Source organism: Shewanella sp. WXL01, assembly GCF_012263345.1.
GTDB classification, from domain to species: domain Bacteria; phylum Pseudomonadota; class Gammaproteobacteria; order Enterobacterales; family Shewanellaceae; genus Shewanella; species Shewanella maritima.
Genome location: NZ_JAAIKQ010000001.1, coordinates 469,092 through 490,278, shown reverse-complemented (window position 1 = coordinate 490,278; position 21,187 = coordinate 469,092). Strand labels below are relative to the sequence as shown.

Annotated in this window: 13 protein-coding genes; 3 read left to right on the top strand and 10 right to left on the bottom strand. The window is 45.2% G+C overall.

Translation table 11 applies throughout. The annotated features are described in order from the left end of the window. Positions 1-186: 186 nt before the first annotated feature. Positions 187-1,692, bottom strand: coding sequence for a lysine--tRNA ligase (lysS, locus tag G3R49_RS01920; protein WP_130598768.1), 1,506 nt, complete (start codon positions 1,690-1,692; stop codon positions 187-189). Positions 1,693-1,704: 12 nt separating this feature from the next. Continuing rightward, positions 1,705-2,803 (bottom strand): peptide chain release factor 2 gene (gene prfB, locus G3R49_RS01915; RefSeq protein WP_167868488.1). Its coding sequence is split into 2 segments (ribosomal slippage): positions 1,705-2,727 and positions 2,729-2,803, totalling 1,098 coding nucleotides; the frame shifts between segments, so codons are not numbered across the junction. A gap of 160 nt (positions 2,804-2,963) precedes the next feature. Between prfB and G3R49_RS01910 the strand changes: the two genes are divergently transcribed. Beyond that, positions 2,964-3,947, top strand: a complete 984-nt coding sequence (locus tag G3R49_RS01910; protein ID WP_167868487.1) for a pentapeptide repeat-containing protein — start codon at positions 2,964-2,966, stop codon at positions 3,945-3,947. Positions 3,948-3,982: 35 nt separating this feature from the next. On the opposite strand, the gene G3R49_RS01905 is transcribed toward G3R49_RS01910, so the two are convergent. Continuing rightward, positions 3,983-5,647 (bottom strand): methyl-accepting chemotaxis protein, encoded by a 1,665-nt coding sequence (locus G3R49_RS01905; protein ID WP_167868486.1) that lies wholly within the window; start codon positions 5,645-5,647, stop codon positions 3,983-3,985. 694 nt (positions 5,648-6,341) lie between these two features. On the opposite strand from G3R49_RS01905, the gene fdhF reads away from it, so the two are divergent. Then, entirely contained in the window at positions 6,342-10,565 is a 4,224-nt protein-coding gene (gene fdhF / locus G3R49_RS01900; protein ID WP_167868485.1) for a formate dehydrogenase subunit alpha, read from the top strand. A gap of 308 nt (positions 10,566-10,873) precedes the next feature. Here the strand turns inward: fdhF and chrA are convergent, their stop codons facing one another. Together chrA and G3R49_RS01890 are read right to left on the bottom strand one after the other, a co-directional pair. Continuing rightward, positions 10,874-12,052, bottom strand: coding sequence for a chromate efflux transporter (chrA, locus tag G3R49_RS01895; RefSeq protein WP_167868484.1), 1,179 nt, complete (start codon positions 12,050-12,052; stop codon positions 10,874-10,876). A gap of 283 nt (positions 12,053-12,335) precedes the next feature. Then, positions 12,336-12,767 carry a MarR family winged helix-turn-helix transcriptional regulator gene (locus tag G3R49_RS01890; protein WP_167868483.1) on the bottom strand — a complete coding sequence of 144 codons (432 nt, stop codon included), beginning with the start codon at positions 12,765-12,767 and terminating at the stop codon, positions 12,336-12,338. A 320-nt stretch (positions 12,768-13,087) separates the two neighbouring features. On the opposite strand from G3R49_RS01890, the gene G3R49_RS01885 reads away from it, so the two are divergent. Then, positions 13,088-13,273, top strand: a complete 186-nt coding sequence (locus G3R49_RS01885) for a cytoplasmic protein (protein ID WP_167868887.1) — start codon at positions 13,088-13,090, stop codon at positions 13,271-13,273. A 97-nt stretch (positions 13,274-13,370) separates the two neighbouring features. Here the strand turns inward: G3R49_RS01885 and G3R49_RS01880 are convergent, their stop codons facing one another. The 5 genes from G3R49_RS01880 to G3R49_RS01860 all read right to left on the bottom strand — a co-directional run bounded on the left by G3R49_RS01880 (position 13,371) and on the right by G3R49_RS01860 (position 20,904). Further along, entirely contained in the window at positions 13,371-14,081 is a 711-nt protein-coding gene (locus G3R49_RS01880; RefSeq protein ID WP_130598782.1) for a DUF3581 domain-containing protein, read from the bottom strand. 106 nt (positions 14,082-14,187) lie between these two features. Further along, positions 14,188-15,225: a sterol desaturase family protein gene (locus G3R49_RS01875; protein WP_167868886.1), complete on the bottom strand. Its 1,038-nt coding sequence runs from the start codon at positions 15,223-15,225 to the stop codon at positions 14,188-14,190. A gap of 134 nt (positions 15,226-15,359) precedes the next feature. Beyond that, a complete protein-coding gene (locus tag G3R49_RS01870; RefSeq protein WP_167868482.1) occupies positions 15,360-17,669 on the bottom strand; it encodes a TonB-dependent receptor in 2,310 nt (769 codons plus the stop codon). After that, positions 17,669-18,907: an imelysin family protein gene (locus G3R49_RS01865; protein WP_167868481.1), complete on the bottom strand. Its 1,239-nt coding sequence runs from the start codon at positions 18,905-18,907 to the stop codon at positions 17,669-17,671. Before G3R49_RS01865 ends, G3R49_RS01870 begins: the two co-directional genes overlap by 1 nt. Positions 18,908-19,155: 248 nt before the next feature. Beyond that, positions 19,156-20,904, bottom strand: a complete 1,749-nt coding sequence (locus tag G3R49_RS01860; RefSeq protein WP_167868480.1) for a DUF4856 domain-containing protein — start codon at positions 20,902-20,904, stop codon at positions 19,156-19,158. Positions 20,905-21,187: the final 283 nt, after the last annotated feature.

Here is a 21,187-nt window from a genome sequence, read left to right as displayed (position 1 = left end):
TTATTTGCTAAGGCAGGAGTAAATAGACATCAACAAGCTGATATCGAGGTCTATTTGGTCGACTGAACGTGCTGAAGACAAAGATATGAGTGAAAATGAGACAACAAAAAACCAGCCATTCTTGTGAATAGGCTGGTTTTTTATTTCTTACTGTTAGCGAGCTATAGCCTAACTAACTAGTAGCAATTACTGACCTTGAGGACGCATTGCTGGGAATAGAATCACGTCACGAATAGTGTGTGTGTTAGTAAACAGCATCACTAAACGGTCGATACCAATACCTTGACCAGCTGTTGGCGGTAGGCCGTGCTCTAGTGCTGTGATGTAGTCGGCATCGTAGAACATGGCTTCGTCGTCACCTGCATCTTTTGCATCAACCTGTGCTTTAAAGCGGCTATCTTGATCTTCAGCATCGTTGAGCTCTGAGAAGCCATTAGCTACTTCGCGGCCACCAATGAAGAACTCAAAGCGATCGGTAATGAAGTGGTTTTCATCGTTGCGGCGTGCAAGCGGTGAAATGTCTGCAGGGTAACCTGTGATGAAAGTAGGTTGCATAAGCTGCGGCTCTGCAGTTTCACCAAAGATTTCTTCAAGCAGCTGACCACAAGTCCAGAACTTCTCAATAGTCATACCTAGGCTCTTAGCCAAGTTACGCATGAATTCTAGGTCTTTAACTTCTTCATAAGTCATCGACTGAATAGTTTCGTTGTCTGGGTTGTACTTCTTGATCGCATCCAACATGCTTAAGCGCGCGTATGGGCCGCCAAAGTCGATGGTGTGCTCTCCGTATGGTAGCTGTGGTGAACCACATAATTCAGTGGCAATTGAGCTCAGCATTTCTTCGGTTAAGTCCATCAGATCTTTGTAGTCAGCGTACGCCATATAGAATTCCATCATGGTGAATTCTGGGTTGTGACGTGGCGATAGACCTTCGTTACGGAAATTACGGTTAACCTCAAACACACGCTCAAAGCCACCTACAACCAAACGCTTTAGGTAAAGCTCTGGTGCAATACGCAGGTACATTTCAATGTCTAGCGCATTGTGGTGCGTGATAAATGGACGCGCTGAAGCACCACCTGGGATGCTGTGCATCATAGGGGTTTCAACTTCCATAAACTCTTTTTTCACCATGAAGTTACGAATAGCGGTAACCACTTTCGAGCGCATGATGAAAGCTTCACGAGAGTCTTCGTTAACAATTAGGTCAACGTAGCGCTGACGGTAACGAGTTTCTTGATCTGATAGACCGTGGAACTTCTCTGGTAGTGGACGCAATGCTTTAGTTAGCAGTTGGTACTCTTCCATGTTCACGTATAGATCGCCCTTACCAGACAGGTGCAGCTGACCAGTTACACCAATGATGTCACCGATATCTAGACCTTGATAAGTTGCTTTTAAATCTTTTTGCACATCTTTTGGTGCATAAGCCTGAATGCGACCAGATACATCTTGGATAACCAGGAATGGACCACGCTTCGCCATCACGCGACCAGCAATCGAACGCTGAATGTTCATGCCTTCAAGCTCTTCTTTCGAGTAGTGGCCGTATTCTTTTTGAATATCAGCTGCCTTATGTTTTCGATCGAAGTTGTTTGGGTGACCATTTGCCGGGCAGTTTTCGCGGATGTGATCTAATTTCGCGCGACGTTCTGCAATTAACTTGTTTTCGTCTTGAGTTTGTTCAGTCATCTTCTTCTCTCGTTACAGGCCAGATTTCAGGCTAGCTTCAATAAACTTGTCCAAGTCGCCGTCTAAGACGCTTTGGGTATTTCGGTTTTCAACGCCAGTGCGCAAATCTTTAATGCGGGCGTCATCAAGCACGTATGAACGGATTTGGCTGCCCCAACCAATATCGGATTTGGCATCTTCCGCGGCTTGCTTGTCAGCGTTCTGCTTAAGCATTTCTAGCTCATACAGTTTCGCTTTTAATTGTTTCATAGCCGAGTCACGGTTTTTATGTTGCGAGCGGTCATTTTGACACTGCACAACCGTGTTCGTTGGTAAGTGAGTAATACGAATTGCAGATTCAGTTTTGTTTACGTGCTGACCACCAGCGCCTGATGCGCGGTAGGTATCGATACGTAAATCCGCTGGATTGATGTCAATCTCAATTGAGTCATCAATTTCTGGGTATACAAATACCGAGCAAAATGAAGTGTGACGCTTACCCGATGAGTCAAATGGCGACTTACGCACTAAGCGGTGTACGCCCGTTTCGGTGCGCAATGAACCAAACGCATACTCGCCGCTAAATTTAACGGTCGCGCCTTTAATACCCGCAACGTCACCATCGGTTACTTCAATAAGCTCAGGTTTGTAGTCGTGTGCTTCGCCCCAACGCAAGTACATACGTAGCACCATGTTAGCCCAGTCTTGCGCTTCAGTACCGCCAGAGCCTGACTGAATATCAAGGTAGCAATCTGCTGCATCATTCGGGCCTGAGAACATACGACGAAACTCGAGCTCTTCCAGGCGCTTTTCTAAATCGTCTAACTCAGCAGTTGCATCGTTGAAAGTATCTTCATCTTCCTCTTCAACTGCCAGCTCTAGTAATCCTTCAATGTCTTCTAGGCCACTGTCCATGTCATCAATGGTTTTTACTACAGCTTCCAGTGATGCACGTTCCTTACCTAATGCCTGGGCATTATCAGGGTCGTTCCAAACTTCAGCGCTTTCTAACTCGCGGGAGACCTCTTCTAAACGCTCGCTTTTAGCAGCGTAGTCAAAGATACCCCCGAAGTAATTCGGTGCGCTCAGCAAGTTCCTTAATTTTGGCTTTGACAGGATTAACTTCAAACATGAATTTTCAACTTAATTTAGCGATAAACAATACAATTAACCGCGCATTTTACCCCATGAGACGCCCTAAACCTAGGGGCTTTAGCGGATAAATAGCAAACATTTGCAGATTATTTTTCAAGCCCATAACAGCTTCATTTGGCTTGACTATACTGATACACATGAGCGAACAAAAACCAACCTGCTGCTATCACGAAGATGAAGGGTTCTCATGCACCGAAGTTGCCGAGCCCTCAGGGCTTTGTTATTGGCACGACCCCCGTATCGTAAAAAACAAACCTGAAGATAAAGCCCGCCTTGAAGCTTATGCCAAAGCCGGTGGTATGCTGCGTGGTATTAGCCTTAAACGAGCTGATCTCGCGGGTATTGACTTAGTTAAACATCATTCCAAAACTGGCTTTGATATGAGCCATGCAGAATTGTACCGAGCCAATTTACGCGGCGCTCACATGTTCAACCTTAATCTTGAAAAAGCCAGCTTAATGAAGGCCGATCTGCGTGACGCCAATGTACATTGCGCCAACCTGATTGGTACTAACCTGTTAGGAGTAAAATGGCGCGGGACCAAGATAGATAATATCTGCACGGGCAAAATGCTCAAGCAAGAAAAAATGGCAAAACAAGCCGAAAAAGTAGGCGAAATGGAGATAGCGCTCGATTATTACGAGCAATCCGAAGAGATTTATCGTGATTTACATAAAGCCGCTGATCGGCAAGGCTTGTTCGCCATGGCAGGTTTTTTCATGCGCAAAGAGTTGATTATGCGTCGCCGTCGAATGCCTAAACTGTCACTCGATAGAATAATTTCAAAATCAATTGATTTGTTTTGTGGCTATGGCGAGGCACCGCTGAGGGTTATTGGTTTTTCTGTGGCGCTGATCTTCATCTGCGCTATTTGTTACTTCTTTACTGGCTTAAACTTTGATGGGCAAGCTCATGTATTCACCACATCACTGTCATTTTCCGAAAACATTGCGTTATTTCTAAACTGCATTTATTACTCAGTCGTTACCTTTACAACACTTGGCTATGGCGACTTTACCCCCATTGGTTTTTCACGAGCAATTGCCGCTATTGAGGCATTTACCGGCAGCTTTACCATAGCCTTATTCGTGGTAGTGTTTGTAAAAAAAATGAACCGCTAAAAGCGGTTCATTTTTTATTCTCACCAAGCTAAAGCTTAAATCTTAAACTGACTGACTAGAGCGCTTAACTCGTCACCGTCGTTAGCCACCTCTTGGCTTACGTTTGAAGCATCCTGACTCGATGCCAATAAGTGATTTACAATTTCTTGTACCGAGTTAATGTTGCGGTTGATCTCTTCAGTTACCGAGCTTTGCTCAGTCGCTGCAGTCGCGATTTGGGTACTCATGTCATTAATGCTGGTCACTGACGATGTCACCGCACCAAGACTTTCAGAAATCGCTCGCGATGACTCAACCGAGCTAACACAGCTTTGCTGACTTTGCTCCATTTGATCCACGGCGCTGCTCACCAGTTTATGCAGATCGGCAAGCATTTCGTTAATCTCAACCGTACTCGCTTGGGTACGACTTGCAAGACTACGCACTTCATCAGCAACCACCGCAAAGCCGCGACCTTGCTCACCTGCCCTTGCAGCCTCAATTGCTGCGTTAAGTGCCAGCAGGTTTGTTTGCTCAGCAATGCCACCAATCACCGTAAGTACTGAGTTAATCTTCTTCGACTGCTCGCTTAGCAATTTGATATTGCTCGACGCTTCATCAATTTGCTGCATTAGGGTAGAAACTTCTGTCAATGACGCATCAACACAAGATTGTGCCTCAGTTACATTTCCACTTGCTACTTGTGTCGCATCTGCCACCATACTGGTGTTTTGTGCCACTTCATTAGCCGTTGCTGACATTTCAGTGATTGCAGTAACAATTTGATCGATCTCGTTATTATGGTTATACAGCTGATCTGACATATCGGTTGTTTGCCCATTAATTGACGCCGCCGCAGCCTTAACCTTGTTGGTTGAGTTAGAGACATCAGTAATGATGGCATGCAGCTTATCAACAAACAGGTTAAATGCGCGCCCAAGCTGAGCAATCTCATCTTCACCGTGCACATCCAGGCGCTTGGTTAAGTCACCCTCACCTTTAGCAATATCATTAAGCGACTGCGCCATATTCTCGATTGGATCGACCATTTTCTTAGACACGATCACCACACCAAAACCAGTGGCTAAACCTAAGACAGACGCGAGCAATATCACGAAGAAAAGTTTTTCGTTCATCCGTTCTTGCTGAACAGCTTCAAACTCAGCAATATTTTCTTCAATATCGTCAATGTAGGCACCTGTACCAAGCATCCAGTTGGTACCAGGCAACATTACCGCGTAGCCAATTTTTTGCATTAGCTCGCCAGTGCCTGGCTTTTTGTAATAGTAAGTAAAACTACCTTTTCCTGATCTAGCCGCGTCCAACAGGCCGGCAACAATACGCGTACCTTGCGGATCCGCCATGTCCATTTTGTTTTGCCCTTCTAGCTCTGGCAGCATGGCATGGAAAATACTGTTGCCCTTATCGTCATAGATATAGAAGTAACCCGCTGTACCAAAGGTAAGGTTGCGCAGGGCAGCTTTAAAGTCACCGCCACCGGGTAAAGACTGCTCGTACTTGATTACCCCTTGGGCAATATCAAGCGCTTCTTTCATTTGGGTATTACGTTCTTCTAATAATTCGTTTTTGAAATGCTGAATATCATCATGTAGGGATTGCTTTTCATTGACATAAAAAATGACAAGCAGCACACCTAGAATAAAAGTTAGCGGGATCAACGCTAGCGCTAACAATTTACTCTTAAGGGAAAGTTTGGACATCGTTTACACTCCAGGACAATTGTTACAACTAAAGTATAGGTTTTAAATAAAAGTTAATCAGGCGCTTGAGCAAACTTTTTATGCTAAATGGATGACCTAGATCAAAAACCCCAACTTGCAACCAACTACACAAATGTGTAGACAGAAGATTGGTATCGTATAGTCTGCTGCAAAATTACTCACCTCTTATTTGCTAGCCGATTAAACTTGATTCCGATTCTGTGAGCCAGATCGATTAATCATCAATGTTGCGTGAGTCAGATCCCAGGTCAAACCACCTTAGCATGTGCTAAGTGCACAAAACGCTTGATCGTTGTGAATAAGCTTGCAAAAAACACTCATAAACTGTGCGCAAAATTTGGTTCACAACTGATTCGTTATATTTTGTAGTGCTAATAAAAGAAACGAGGGCCTGTTGATCTTTGCTGATTAGAATTTGTTCGAATTAAAAGCACTTTAATCGCGACGTGAGCGATGACGTCTAGTCGCCTAAACAAACTCGCTCACAACAAAGAGTAAAGTGCTTTTAAACGAACCTTTCAGGCAGCGCTTGTTGTCATTTCTACTGCGTTAACGACTTATCATGTGGAACAACCACACATCAAAGTCGTTGCCTTGTATAAATTTCCAACAAGCAGCTGCAAAAATAATCTTGAAAGATTAACAGGCCCTACCAACCTCCAAGGCCTGCACCATGATTTCACTCAACATAGACGGCAAGCTCGTCACTGTCGAGCCGGAGCAAAACCTGCTCCAGGCGGCTACTAAAGCTGGCATAACTATTCCGAGTTTATGCGACCCACTAAATAGCCAATCGACCAAGCAGCAATATAAGCAAGACTGCAACTTGTGCATGGTAGAAATCAATAACCACGATGCCAGTTGCCGCACTGCTAAAGCATGCCAAACAAAAGTGAGTGACAATATGCAGGTCACTACCCAGAGCAGCCAACTCAGTGAAATTCGCCGCAATGCATTAACCGACATCCTGTCGGATCATTTTGCTGACTGTGAAGCACCGTGCCAAACAGCCTGCCCTGCTGGTGTCGATATTCAAAGTTACTTATTTCATATCGCCCAAGGCAATCACACTGAAGCCGTAAAAGTAATCAAGCAAACCTTACCACTGCCCTTATCGATTGGCCGCGTATGCCCAGCCTTTTGTGAGACAGAGTGCCGCCGAGGCTTGGTAGACGAACCCGTTGCTATCCGCCAACTAAAACGCCATGCAGCAGATCTCGACCTTGCTGATGAGCACAGTTACCAGGTTGAGCGCAAAGCTGACACGGGCAAAAAGGTCGCCATTATTGGCAGTGGCCCTGCGGGGTTAAGCGCAGGTTACTTTTTATCTAACCAAGGCCATCAAGTCACCATTATTGAGTCCATGCCTGAAGCAGGTGGCTGGCTCAGATACGGCATACCTGAATATCGGCTGCCAAAAGACATACTTGATAAAGAAATAGCACTTTTGTGTACCAATGGCTTAGACATAAGAACTAATACTCGCCTCGGGCAAGATGTACATTTAAAACAACTTACCGACGACTATGATGCGGTTTGTTTAGCTATTGGCGCGCAAAAAGCGGTAGCCATGGAGTACCCAGGCAGCGAACTTGGCGGCTGTTATTTAGGGGTTGATTACCTGCGCGATTACTGCACCGAAAAAACCTATAAAATAGGCAAGAAAGTTGCGGTCATAGGCGGTGGTAACACAGCTATCGACTGCGCCCGAACAGCCGTGCGCGAGGGCCATGATGTCACGATTATTTATCGCCGCACTAAAGATGCCATGCCTGCTGAGCCTTACGAAATCCATGAGGCGGAAGTTGAGGGTGTTAAGTTCCACTTCTTAACTAACCCAGTCAAAAATATCAGTGACGACAACGGCCAGGTTTGCGCTATAGAACTAGCAAAAATGGCTTTAGGCGAGCCAGACTCATCAGGTCGTCGCTCACCAAAAGCCACCGGCAAGACCTTTATAGAGCAGTTTGATACCGTCATTGCTGCGGTTTCACAAACGCCTGATATGAGCTTTTTAGAGCATCCAGGTAGCCACTTAACCTCGGGCGAGCTGGCACTATCACGCTGGAACACCTTTATTGGCTGTGAACATACTATGTCAGCAGGCGTTGATAAGTTATTTGTGATTGGCGACTCGCGTCGCGGCCCAGCAACCGCTGTTGCTGCAATTGGTGATGGTCGCAAAGCCGCAATTGCGATTGATAAGCAACTAAAACAAGGGCTGAGCTGTGAGTTAACCAAGCAAGCATTCAACTCTACCAAGGCAAATAACACAGCAGAGCTATCTGCTGAGCTTTATCCAAACATCAAACCTCAAGCTCGCTACAAAATGAGTGAGTTAAGCGCTATTGAACGTGAACTTAACTTTAATGAGGTTGAGCAAGGCTTTGAGCCAGATGATGCCATGAAAGAAGCGGCGCGCTGCCTGGAATGTGCCTGCCAAGCCAATACCGACTGTAAACTTCGCGACTACGCAACCGAATACCATGTTGATAGTAAGCAATTAAATGCAAGCCAGATGCAGCGTTTTAGTGTGGATAAAACCACGCCGTTCATCCAATTTGATGCCAACCGCTGTATCAGCTGTGGCAAATGCGTCGATATCTGTGGTCAGCAAAGCGGTCACAACGTGATTCAGTTTGAACAAGACAGCTATCAAGCATTGCCAAATGAATTGGTTGGCACAGAGCAGCGCCGCGCACCGCGCGTGGGCTTTAATGTCACTATGGCAGAAAGTGCCTGTGTGCAGTGTGGTAACTGTGTGCAGGTTTGCCCAACCGGTGCACTCGTTGATGCACGCGACAAACGTCAGGGCACAACAGAAAAATTAGAGACAACCTCAACTATTTGCACCTACTGCGGTGTGGGCTGTCGCATCAATGTCAGCGTGTCGCCATCAACGGGTAAAATATGCCATGTTGAAGGCAGTAAAGACTCAGATGTCAACGAAGGCATGTTATGTGTCAAAGGTCGTTTCGGTTTCGACTTTATTCAAAGTGAGCAGCGTCTTACCACACCATTAATGCGCAAAAACGGTCAGCTTGAGCCATGCTCATGGGATGATGCAATCTCTGCTATCGCCAGCCGTTTTAGTGCGATTAAAGCTGAAAAAGGCGGTGATGCTATTGCTACACTGGCATCTGCAAAAGCGACTAACGAAGATAACTTCTTACTGCAAAAATTTGTCCGCAGCGTATTAGGCACTAACAATGTTGATCACTGTGCGCGCCTTTGTCACTCAAGTACTGTTTCTGCGCTGCAACAAAGCTTAGGCAGCGGCGCCATGACAGGTGATATTCCGGGAATTAAGGAGTCTGACTTAATCTTTATTTTGGGCTCAGACACCTGTAATGCCCACCCGATCATCGCGTCTAAAATCAAACAAGCCATTCGAGTGCACGGCGCTCGGTTAATGGTTGCTGATCCTAAACGCGTTTCAATCGCCGATGATGCTGAGCTATATGTCGCGCAAAAACCTGGCAGCGATGTTGCGCTAATCAACGCCATCATGGGTGAGATTATTCGCAACGACTGGCATGACAAAGCCTATATCGACACCCATACCGAGCAATTTGATGCAGTTAAGCAATGTGTATTGCAGCAAAAATATCTACCAGAGCAAGCCGCGAAAATCTGCGGCGTGTCAGCTGACGATATCAAACACATGGCTAAGCTTATTGGCACTGCGGATAAAACGGCTATCTACTACGCCATGGGCGTTACCCAGCATACCTCAGGGCACGACAATGTTACCGCGATTTCTAACCTGCAAATGCTGATGGGGAACCTAGGTAAATCAGGTGCGGGAATTAACCCACTACGTGGCCAAAGTAACGTGCAAGGCGCTTGTGATATGGGCGCTCTGCCACAGTACTACACTGGCTATCAAAAAGTGGATAACCCAGCTATACAGGCCAAGTTTGAACAAGTCTGGAATACCCAACTATCGCCGAATGTGGGCTTAACGGCTACAGAAGTAATGGGCGCGATTTGCGAGCAAAAAGTCGATGCACTGTTTGTGATGGGTGAAAACCCAGTACTGAGCGATCCTGATCAAGCCCACGTGATTGACGCGCTTGAAAAGCTGCCGTTTTTAGTGGTGCAAGATATCTTCTTAACCGAAACGGCTCAGTATGCTGACATCGTGCTACCTGCCGCTGCGTTCGCAGAAAAGCATGGTCACTTCACCAATACTGAGCGCCGTGTGCAACGTTTAGAACCAGTGCTAACACCACCAGGTCAAGCCAAACAGGACTGGCGTATCGTACAAGCAATTGCCAACGAAATGGGCGCAAACTGGCAATATGACAATGAACAAGCGATTACCGCTGAAATCAATCTGGTTACGCCGCAATATCAAGGCATCACCTGGGCGCGTTTAAACAATAACGCAGACGGCAAGCCTGCTAAAGGCATTCAATGGCCGTGTGCAGATGAGCAACATCCAGGCACACCTGTGATGCATGCTAATGGCCCGGTTCGCGGTAAAGGCTTATTCACAGCTGTTGAGTATCGCGCCGCAGCTGAAGAAACCTGTGAGGAATATCCGTTAGTGTTGTCGACAGGGCGACTACTTGAGCAGTTCCACACAGGTACGCTAAGTCGTAAAACCCAAGGTTTAGATAAGCTAGGTCAGCCTCAGGTGATGATTTCGGTTTATGATGCTGAAAAACTCGGGATTAGTAATGGCGAAGACATTAAGCTATCTACCCGCCGCGGTGAAATCACCATACGCGCGTTTGTTACTAAACGAGCTCAAGCAGGCGTGCTGTTCCTGCCATTCCACTTTGTTGAAGCCGCTGCAAACAAACTAACGATTAATGCTGTCGACCCTGTCGCTAAGATCCCTGAATACAAGGTCTGCGCGGTCAAAGCTGAGAGGTTAGCAGCGTTATAATCCCCAAGCTTAATACTCGCTTTGTAACTTTTGGGTCAGAGTCACAACTCTGACCCAAATGTTAAAAGTGGCTACTTTCCAGTCCGAAAACCTAAAAAAACCTTTAAACAGATTTAAAAACCCAATTTTAATCCAAATAAAAGATTAGAATTTAACATTTTACTCTGACCCAAATGTTAATAAGCAGAGTTGACTAGCTATACGGAGTTCTAATTACTGGTCTAAAAATCGTTTTTTAATCTATTTAAGGGATTAAGATTTAACAGTTTACTCTGACCCAAACTGATATCTGTTAAGCAAGCGCGGAGCTAAAACAGGGTAATGACACCGCCGATTGTGGCAAATCCAGCTACCAACACGACAATGTGCGGCTTGATGATTTTCAGCAGCGCAAAGCCAAGTACTACCAGCCCCATATCCACGGGGCTCAAGACGGCAGATGTAAATACTGGTGAATAAAGTGCGGCGAACAGTAAGCCAACCACAGCAGCATTAACTCCTCCAATAGCCGCTGAAATCACTGGTCTTTGACTGATGGCATGCCAGCTTTTAAGTCCTACCAGCATCAGTAAAAAACCCGGCAAAAAGATAGCTAGTGTTGCGACAATAGCACCAAGGATCGGCGACTCTAACCAGATATCTGCACCTAAAAAGGCCGCTAAAGCAAACATAGGGCCTGGGATCGCCTGGGCTAAGGCATAGCCAGTTAAAAAGCGCTCTGGCGAGACTAACTCACCCACATTCGACTCAAGTAATGGTAGGACTACATGGCCGCCACCAAACACTAAGCTACCCACCTGATAAAACTGGGCAAACACTTGCCCCAGACTGTGGTGTTTATCAATTAACAAAACTGATGCAATCAAGCCTATAACAAACACAGCTAACCAGACATAGTTAAGCTTGATGGGCTGCGCTTGAAACTGAGCGAGCTGATCAATGTTTGCCGTTTTGGGCTCGCGATTAAGAGTCATTACCCCAACAAATGCGGCAACAAGTAACACCAGAATTTGTGTAGCCATTGCAGGGAAGATAATCAAAGTAATAGCAGTAAAGGCAGCAATGAGCTGCGCAGCACTGCGCTGGCAAAATTGCTTAAACATGCCCAAAGTGGCATCGGCAACGATGACTACTGCAAGTAATTTGAGCCCATGGATCATGCCCTGCACCGCAGGCATATCTAGCCATTTAGCACTGGTAACAGCCAGCAAGAACAGCAGTAAAAACGAAGGTAAGGTGAAGCCAACAAATGCAGCGAAACCACCAAGCAAGCCACCTCTATGATAACCAATGGCAAAACCAACCTGACTCGATCCTGGGCCAGGCATAAACTGACTTAACGCAACGAGACTGGCATATCGTTTATCATCAAGCCATTGCAGCTCTTCAACAAATGCTTTGCGAAAATAGCCAATATGGGCTGCAGGCCCACCAAAACTGACTAAACCTAAGGCTAAAAAGCGGGTAAAAATCTGCCAATAAATCATGTGGCTAACCTTTTTTATATCTATTGTATTTATACCGATCAGCACAAGTATGTGAACAATCTTACAGGCTCAAACGCTGATGTTTTACGCTAAATAGTATGACAGATATATGACAACTTAATGAACAGTTGGGGAGCGCCCAAAGTGACTAAATGACTATGTGAGAAAAGTGTCTAAGTGAAAAAGCGCTCATGTGAGAATTGAGAAATGGCAGCCAACAACAAAAAAGAGCAGTGATGTACTGCCCTATCTATTGGCGTCTGTCTAAAGCACTGAGCCTATATTAGTCTTTCATCAGAGCCAGAGTCTTGTCACACAGCGCTTTGAGTTGTTGCAACTCTTCTATCTCGCCACCGACTTTACAACGCATTAAACCAGGGATCTCACTGGCTTGTTGTTTGAGCGCCTGTCCCTCTTCAGTAAGGTGTAACACTCGAACACGCTCATCTTGTTCACTGCGCCCGCGCAACACTAATCCCTTTACCTCTAGACGTTTTAACAAAGGAGTTAATGTACCTGAATCGAGATGCAGCTGTTCACCTAAGGTTTTCACACTAATGCCAGAGGTTTGCCACAACACCATCATCACTAGATATTGCGGGTAAGTCAGAGAAATCGACTCAAGTAAAGGTCTGTAAGCACGCACCATCGCGTTAGTTAAACTATAAAGCGAGAAGCAAACCTGATTCTCTAACATTAACTCGGGTTGTTTCATATTAAAGCTCTTACTTAATGGCGTGATGATCAGCTCACTCAGCTGACCAAACACGTTTTTGCGACACAAAGTGAGATGTAGATCATTTAATTGTACACAATCTAAATGTGGTTTTGCACAGAAATGCAAAAATTAGCTATTTGGCGAAAATTTTTCCTTTAGCTAAACTTAAAAGGGCCGATAAACAAGGAGAGTAAAATGGCTCGCCAAACATTTGATAGCGAATCGATGACTAACAGCCATTAAGTAACGACTCTCCCTTGCCCTTTAACTTTGCATTCGTTGAAGGCATGATTTCTAAGCTGAAACTTGAGGTAAGTATGACTATTTCAGTAAATGCACCGTCGTCAATGCCGACCAATATTGACTCAGGCAACAGCCTTAAAGTTGCGGTAATGGCAAAAGAACAACAAAAGGTCGAAGGCGACATTGCCATGCAGTTGATTGAAGCTGCGGTACCTCCGCCAACAGGCAATTCAGGCCATAACATCAACGTTAAAGCCTAATTCCAACAAAAAGTTCAAAATGACAAAAAGCCATGTGTTCTGCACATGGCTTTTTAATGTCTGATTTCAGTAAATATTAGCTAAACATCAACAGCACTTAAGCCGCTTTACGCCCTTCATAGGCTTGGCACATTTGCTCAACTTTGTCTTCTTCAAGCTCGCGCAGACCACTTAGCACCAGGGTTTTAACACCAGTACCTATCACTCTTCCTTGGCTCGTAAGCTCGAAATTCAGGGTAACGTCACCGCGCTTGCCATCGACTTTTAGGGTTTGCTCCACCAACTCTAAGCTCATCTCTTCAAAGCTAAAGTCGGTTAGCTCAAATGCCATACTCTCGTATATAACAAGCGGACGGGCAGGATTGATCATCACTTGATGCTCACGCATCAAGGGAACTAACACGTGGATAAAGTTAAGCCCAGAAAATGCCACATAGCTCTTAATAAATGCGGCTTTTTGAGTGTCACACTCACATAGCTCGCCAGAACGGCTGACATTCAAATATGACTTGCCGTTCGTGTCTTGAATATTAAAGCTGTCGCCGACACTAGGGTCTAAAAGCAGCTCGACATTATCGCCCACCATACCCTCAAAATTAAATTGCATGTTTTGGCTCAGCCCGTGTTCCGTCAGCACTAACGCAAACAGTAAATCACCAGGCACGCAGAAACGCTTTGCACCAACGTCATGAATTGGGTTGTAGTCTCCAGCAACATTTTTTGCGAAGTCACTGGCTTGCTGCGCACTGATCACCACTTTGCTGGCATCCTGCTGCAGTTGTTTTGAGTAGTATGGAGATAAAAACATATTATTCTTTTTGTAAATTTCAGTGAGTAAAAGTCAATAGCCTTGCAGTTTACTGTAACTTTGGCAAATCACTCACCCGATGACTTGGATAAAGGCTATTAGGAAGTTAGGAGTGCGAACGTTGCTTTAATCGTGCTGCATAGCGTTTCAGCGTAGCAGTTATCACGGCGAACGATTGCTTAAACGGATTGATGTAAATGCCAGTAAGGCTGTCATGCCCCACTTTGTAGCTCACGCCAATATCGAGTTGCTTTGACGGCACTTCACTTGCCCACACTAACGAGCCAAAAGCGCGATCCCATATGGCTAGAGCGCTGCCTAAATTCTTGTCTCTGTGAGCTAGCGCTTTACTGTGATGAATTTGATGTTGCGCAGGGCTGATTAACCAACCTTCAAGTCTATCGCCCCAACTTAACCAAATGTGACTATGACGTAAGTTAGAACCAAACACGTTGAACAAAAACACAAATACATTAGCGCCAAGTACATCGTACATTTTTAAATTAGGACCAAAAAGGTAGTAACCCATGCCCACTGCTGTACCTTGTGCTAGCGCCATGCGACAGGCATAAAAATAACTCTCTATGGGGTGAGAGCGATAAATAGTAAATGGTGTTAAAACGCTAGCACTATGATGCACCGCGTGTATTGGCCACAGAAAAGGGATTTTATGCAGCGCCAAATGCAGTAAGTAACGGCTAAAGTCATCTAACAAAAATAACAATACGGTGAAGATTGCCATAACCAAAACCGCATTGTTGCTAACAGGCTCTATTACGCCAAATAGCCACTCAAGACCATCACTTACAGATAAAGCAATCGGCACCATAGTGACAATGAGTGGCGCAAATATCGCGGCCTTGATCAGTTTATTAAATACCAACAACAAGTAATCATGACGAGCAGATTTAGCTAAATAGATGTGTTTAGGGAATAAAAAGCCTAACAAGCCCTTAAATGATTTTGCTGGCCTAGTCTTGGCTGTTGAATCAGTTTGCATTGATGAATTAGCGGCATGCCAATACACAGGTAAAGCAAGCAACACAGCGCCCAGCAAATACCCTATGTAAATGCGCTTATTGGCATCAAATGGGTAACTGACAAGCTGACCAAGCTCAGCAACACCAGCAGATAAAACGCCCACTAACACATCAGCAGTTATGGATAACACATCAACAGCAGACAAGGGGTTCTCCTACAACGATTTCCCTACGACAACTAAAACAGGCTGACTGCTTATTAACACACATAAAAAGCAGTCAGCTTTATCATCAGCGGTTAGAACTGGTACTGATAACCTAGCTGAAACTGCTGCGGCTTACTAGGGCGTGCACCATAAGGGCGACGACTAACAATTTCTTGGTTATCGAGCACGTTGTCCGCCTTTAAATACACCTTACCAAAGGTGTCAAAGTCATAACTTGCCGACATATCCAGTGTGGTCAATGCCTTAGTTTTAACGCCTGATAACACCACGCCTTCACCCGAAGCTTCTAGCATCTCGCCAACATAGCGCACAACCAAGTTTACATCCCAAGATTGTGCTTGCAGACCTAAACCAAGCGATGCCTGATTCTCTGGCAGGTATGGCAGTTTATCGCCCGCGGTCACACTCCCCCACATATCAAAACCCGAGTCAAAACTGGTTTTGAATTCAGACTGAGTATGGGTGTATGACAACGACACAGGCACATCGATATCATCAGTTAACGCTAGGGTATAGCTTGAGGTTAGCTCTAAACCTAAAATATCAACTTCACCGCCGTTAAATTCAGTGTCATCGTCGCTACCACAGCTAGAGAACTGACAGCCCTCTTTTAGATTGCTGATATCGTTGAAAAAGCCCACTAGCTCAACACTCACGTCACCATTGTTAAAGCGACCGCCAAACTCGTAGTTAATGCTGCTTTCGGTTTCAATGCTTGGATCTTGCTTTGGGCTAGTCGGCAAGAAGCCTTCATGCACACCAAAAAGTAAACCAGCGTTATCATTTAATGCATAGTATAGGCTTAAGCTCGGCAGCCAGATACGGGTCGATTTATCAAGGTAATCGCCCTCTTTACCAGGCGCGCGATTTTGATATTCAGACTCAATAAACTCACCACGAATACCCGCTGTCACGTCAAGATCACCAAAGGTCATGGTGTCTTTAGCGTAAATAGAGACAGCACTGGTTTTCTCGCGATCTGTGGTCGCGGCCTGCGTCGGATTACCATCACTCACAAGCTTGGCTGATTGCATCACAAAACTATCAGTGGTGTGGTTACGCTCAATTTGGTCTTGATGAAAACGCACGCCCATATCAACATTATGCTTAATATCAAACCAGTCGAGATCAAAGCTTAAATCAGACTGGATGCCTTGTGAGTAATAGCTGCGGTCGTTATCACCTAGAATCAGCTTTTCATACTCGGCAACACTATCTTGACGACCCGTTAAAATCTGATAGTAACTTTGGTTAACTTCATCTGCGTCAGGGTTGGCTAGGATCTCCTGCAGTGAGCGCGTCACAACCGGTGCACCGCCTTTAAAGCCATTAATTTTGAACCAAGAGCGGTCAAAATTGTGGCGATAGGCGCGAGTGATCACCTCAAAATCATCACCACTAATAAAATGACTTAATTGGAACTGACTGTGAGTCCAATCCATTTTATCAAGGCTACTCGCCACATAACGGCGATTAGGATTCGCGTTAAAGTCAGCATCGGTTAAACCAAGGTAAGTTTCATTTGAGGTTTCATTGGCATAAGCCAGTTTTAACTCAAATACTTGATCAAAACGCTTACCCGCTAGGTCATAACGCAGCTTTGCCATCACATCTGATTTTTCAAAACCAGTATCACCGCCATTATCTAGCTGTTTAAAGCCATCAGCGCGCACATGAGCTGCTTCAACTAAAAAGCCAAAGTTGTCGATGGTATTACCATAATGGCCGTGAGCTTTTTGATAACCATCAGTTCCCACAGCAACGTCTATCATGCCTTCGCTGACTTGCGGTACTGCGCGAGTCACCATATTCAGCGAACCCGCCACCGTATTGGGGCCGTATTTAATACCAGCTGGACCTTTGAATACCTCGATTGAGGTCATCTTGCTCATCATAGGGAAGTAGTAGGCTGACGCCGCCGAATAAGGAGCTGGGCCAATCAGCACACCGTCTTCCATGATGTTAATCTTTTTACTGCGCTCAGGTGTTGCACCGCGAAAACCAATATTAGGGCGCAGGCCATAACCGTCTTCTTCACGGATATTCACACCAGGCATTTGATACAAAATGCGGTTGATATCGTCGAATTTGAACTTTTCTAGCTCGAGTTCATCAATCAAGGTTGCAGAGCCTGACTCACGGCTGATGCCCTGTTTACGCCCTACAATTTGCATTTTCTCGATGTAAGCATCGTTTACCGTCGCTTGCTCACTCGCCTCTTTAGCACCTGGCTCCTGTTCACTAGTACTTTGGGCACTAGCATTTTGCTCAACACTTGGAGTATCTGTGGTCTGAGAGTATGCCGGCAGTGCATACACAGAGCCAAACAGCGCTGCTTGAATGGCGACAGCCAGTGATAACTTTTTATTTAAGGTCAACATTAGTCGTTATCTCCTGCTGAAGTTTGTGGCAGCTCTAACGCCAGAGTATTGATAAAGTCTGACTTTAACTGGTCAGTAACGGCTTTAACCTCACCGTGTGTGGTGATAACTTGCTGCTCGTTATCGGTTAAAGTTTGCGAAAGCGATGCTTGATAAGCACTGGCATCAGCTATTGCGGCATCTATTGCTGTAGTGATCTTGTCAGCGGTTTCCTGAGCATCTTCGTCAATCAGGTAATCGTCAAAACCAATGCCCTCATCCCCCTGATAAAGTGCTTTTAATGCTTGCAGGTTGCTAACGATATTTTCAATTGAGTGCATTGCAATTGGCGACTCAACATCTTCAACACACACGCTTGTGCCGCATGAGTTAGCAAATTGCCCAAGTGGCGTTGCTAACTTGGCATCTTTGGTCACGCTATCAATGTAAAACAAAGCATCACTTAGCTTATTTACCGCTGCATGCACAGTTTCAAACTCACTGCCTGCTGTTCCAGCTTGTTTTAATTTGGCAGCGTAGCCATCAGCTGCCGTCCATTCACTGACTAACTCGCTGGCGTTGTTATTAATATCGGTTGCCACTTCAACAGCGAACTCACAACGAGCAATGCGGCGAGAGTCATCAGTGCGATTATCCCAACCATCAGGCACAACTGAGCCAGTACAAGTATGTTCAAGGCTTTGGCTAAATAGCAGATGCTCAAGCGCTAACATGCCTTTACGAGCAGGGGTGCGCGTAGCAATGTCATAAGCCACGCCATTAATATCGCCTTTTTCAAACGACACCACATCTAGGTCTACACCGCAGCTACTCTTTACCGGCCAAGAGTAAATCTTGTTTCTTAACGCACCGTCATTAGCCAGAAGCGGGCCAATTTGCATGAGTTCAACACGCTGCCATTGCGTCATTGCATCGCGCCAGCTTTGTTTAGCAGAAGCTACCGCCTGGTCATAAGCGTTTTGATCCACATTTCCTTGCTGAAAAGCAGACTCAGCGCTACACATAGCACTAAGTTGTTGCTGCTGCGTGCTACTTACTTGAGCGAATTGCTCGAAAGTTGGGGTAATAACACCATCAACAATATTGGCAACCAGTGCCGCCTGATCAAAGTCACCTGTGGTGTCACCACCATTGCCATAATCTGGGCCAACTTCGCTGCTAGTGCTCTCTCCGCAGCCTGAAGCAAGCGCGGCTGTCATCGCCAAAAATAGGCTCGATAATACAGTACGATATTGCATAAAATTCCCTTGTATAATACCAATCAGCACAAGTAGATGAACATTCTTACTGGCTAAAACCGCTTATAACTGCGTTAGAAATTTTGAAGCTAGAACCACTAGCTCGCTGCAATTTCTGCCTTGTTCTAAGCAATTTTCTCTGCGTAACCTCTGCTCACTTATTTATCCTAACTGGTATAAAAACAACAAAAGCTCGGCACCCTAAAGTGCCAAGCTTTCCTCTTTATGAGGTAGTTCGTTTAACTGAATTACCAGTTGCTAACATTCTCAGCATTTAGGCTGTAGCTTGCTTGTAAAATGTCGCGCGCTTTAGCTAAATCAGCAATGTATGCGTCAACATCACCAGTCAGTTCAGGAGCGTCACCCATATACTGATGCAGCATTTCAAAGTCGCTATCTGAAATCATGCTGTACTCACTAAACTGCAGACCTAATGCAAAACCTTTCATTTCTGAGTAGTGCTTAGCTAGGTTTTCATAGTTGAAGTCAGCCGCTGTGCCGCCCGTTGCAAGCGGTGCAAGATCAGCTGTTGTGTCGTTGATGTAGTGAACAACTGTGGCCACAATTGCTAATTCCCAAGCCGCTAAAGCATCTTTAGCGTGAGTTTCAAGCTCATCCATTTGCGCATCTGTTAGTGCACTACCCACGTTGTCGTTAATCAGTTTACGACCTGCGATAAATGCTTCCATTGCTTGCTTGGTGTAATCGGTTGGCATGCTGTTGTCAGCTGTGCCTAGGTCACGCTTGGCAGCATTCACTGACTGACCAAAGTTGTACTCGCTACGAAGGTCAATTTTGCCGTCGCCATCGGTATCGTGTGAACCATTCCAATCAGCACGGCCTGCATCGTCAGATACCTTGCCAGCGATTTCTACGTCTGAGTACTCTAAGTAGTTAGCCGCTGCGCCGAAGTAACCAAAGCCTTCATCAAATTGATGCTCTAAGTTAGTGTATGCCGCACCGTCTTTAGCTGGGTTGATGTTATCAGTCGTTAAACCTTTACCTTCATAATCAACACCTAGGTAATCATCAGCAGACTGAGAGTAAGTCACTGACATTAGGATGAACTTTTGGATCATTTGCGCTAAATCTACGCCATCTTCGTCAACGTAGATTTTAGTAATGTCGTTGCCTAATACGTCTTGACGTACTTGACCATTGATCTTGGCAACGGCGTTGTCAGCAAGGCGATCAAATAAAGTGTTAATTAAGCCTGTTGGCGTAGTTGAGCCTTTTGCGCCCCAACCAGCAAATGCGCCATTGTTCCAGTCTTCGTGTTGACCAGCCGCGTCTTCACCAGCAACTTTCTGAGCGATACTCTTGTAACCTGTAATACCACTTAATAGGCCATCTTTAGAGTTTTCGATAAAGGTAATTGGTAAGTCTGGGTATTCAGTGGTTTCATCTGGGTTGAAGAAGTAGTTTAACTTAGCAAGCACTTCATCTTTGGTAGTCACAACATTGTTATCAACGTCAGACTCTAGAGTATTTGTAATGTAGCTATTTAGCTCAGCAATCAAAATGTGGCGAGCTGTTTGACCTGTGTACGATACGCTAGACTCACCATCATTTAACTTACTGTCGAACGTGTAACGGTCCATGATGTCCACTAACGTCACGGTTAGGTCTTTAGTGTAAGTCGCACCTTCGCTGTCGGTTGTAGTTACCGCAACAGTTAGCTCAAGGCTATCAGCAGTATCTGCATCTAACATCACGCCTTCTGCTAGCATCAGCTTGTTACCGTCTACAGCAAACACGTCACCTGCCACAGTAAATGTGTGGCTATCGCCGCTATCAGCATCAGTTGCGCTTAAATCACCTACCATGGCACCAGCTGTGTTTTCATCCACAGTTGCATTCGACAAAGTAATGTCTGTTGGCGCTGAGTTAGTCGGTGTAACTGGTGCTGGATCAGAAGAATCTGAACCACCACAAGCGGTTAGTAAGCCTAAAGATAAAGCGATAGTTGACGCTAGAACGGTTTTTTTCAATTGCATGAGAAGATCCTTGTAACACGCTACTTAAGAGTTGCAACCTATCGGCAACAACATTTGCAATCATGATACACAAATACAAATGAGAATCCATACTATTCGCAAATTAATTACCGCTTATATAGCCACATAAATTATGAGTATTATTCTTACTTTGAGTGTTTTTCTCTAAATAGGTACATTTAGAGTAGGTCAAATCACTTAGCACTCTGTTTCCGAGCGCTCAGTTTCAAAGCGGACAGTTTCAAAGCGGCCACAAAAAATGCGACTTCAATTGAAGTCGCAT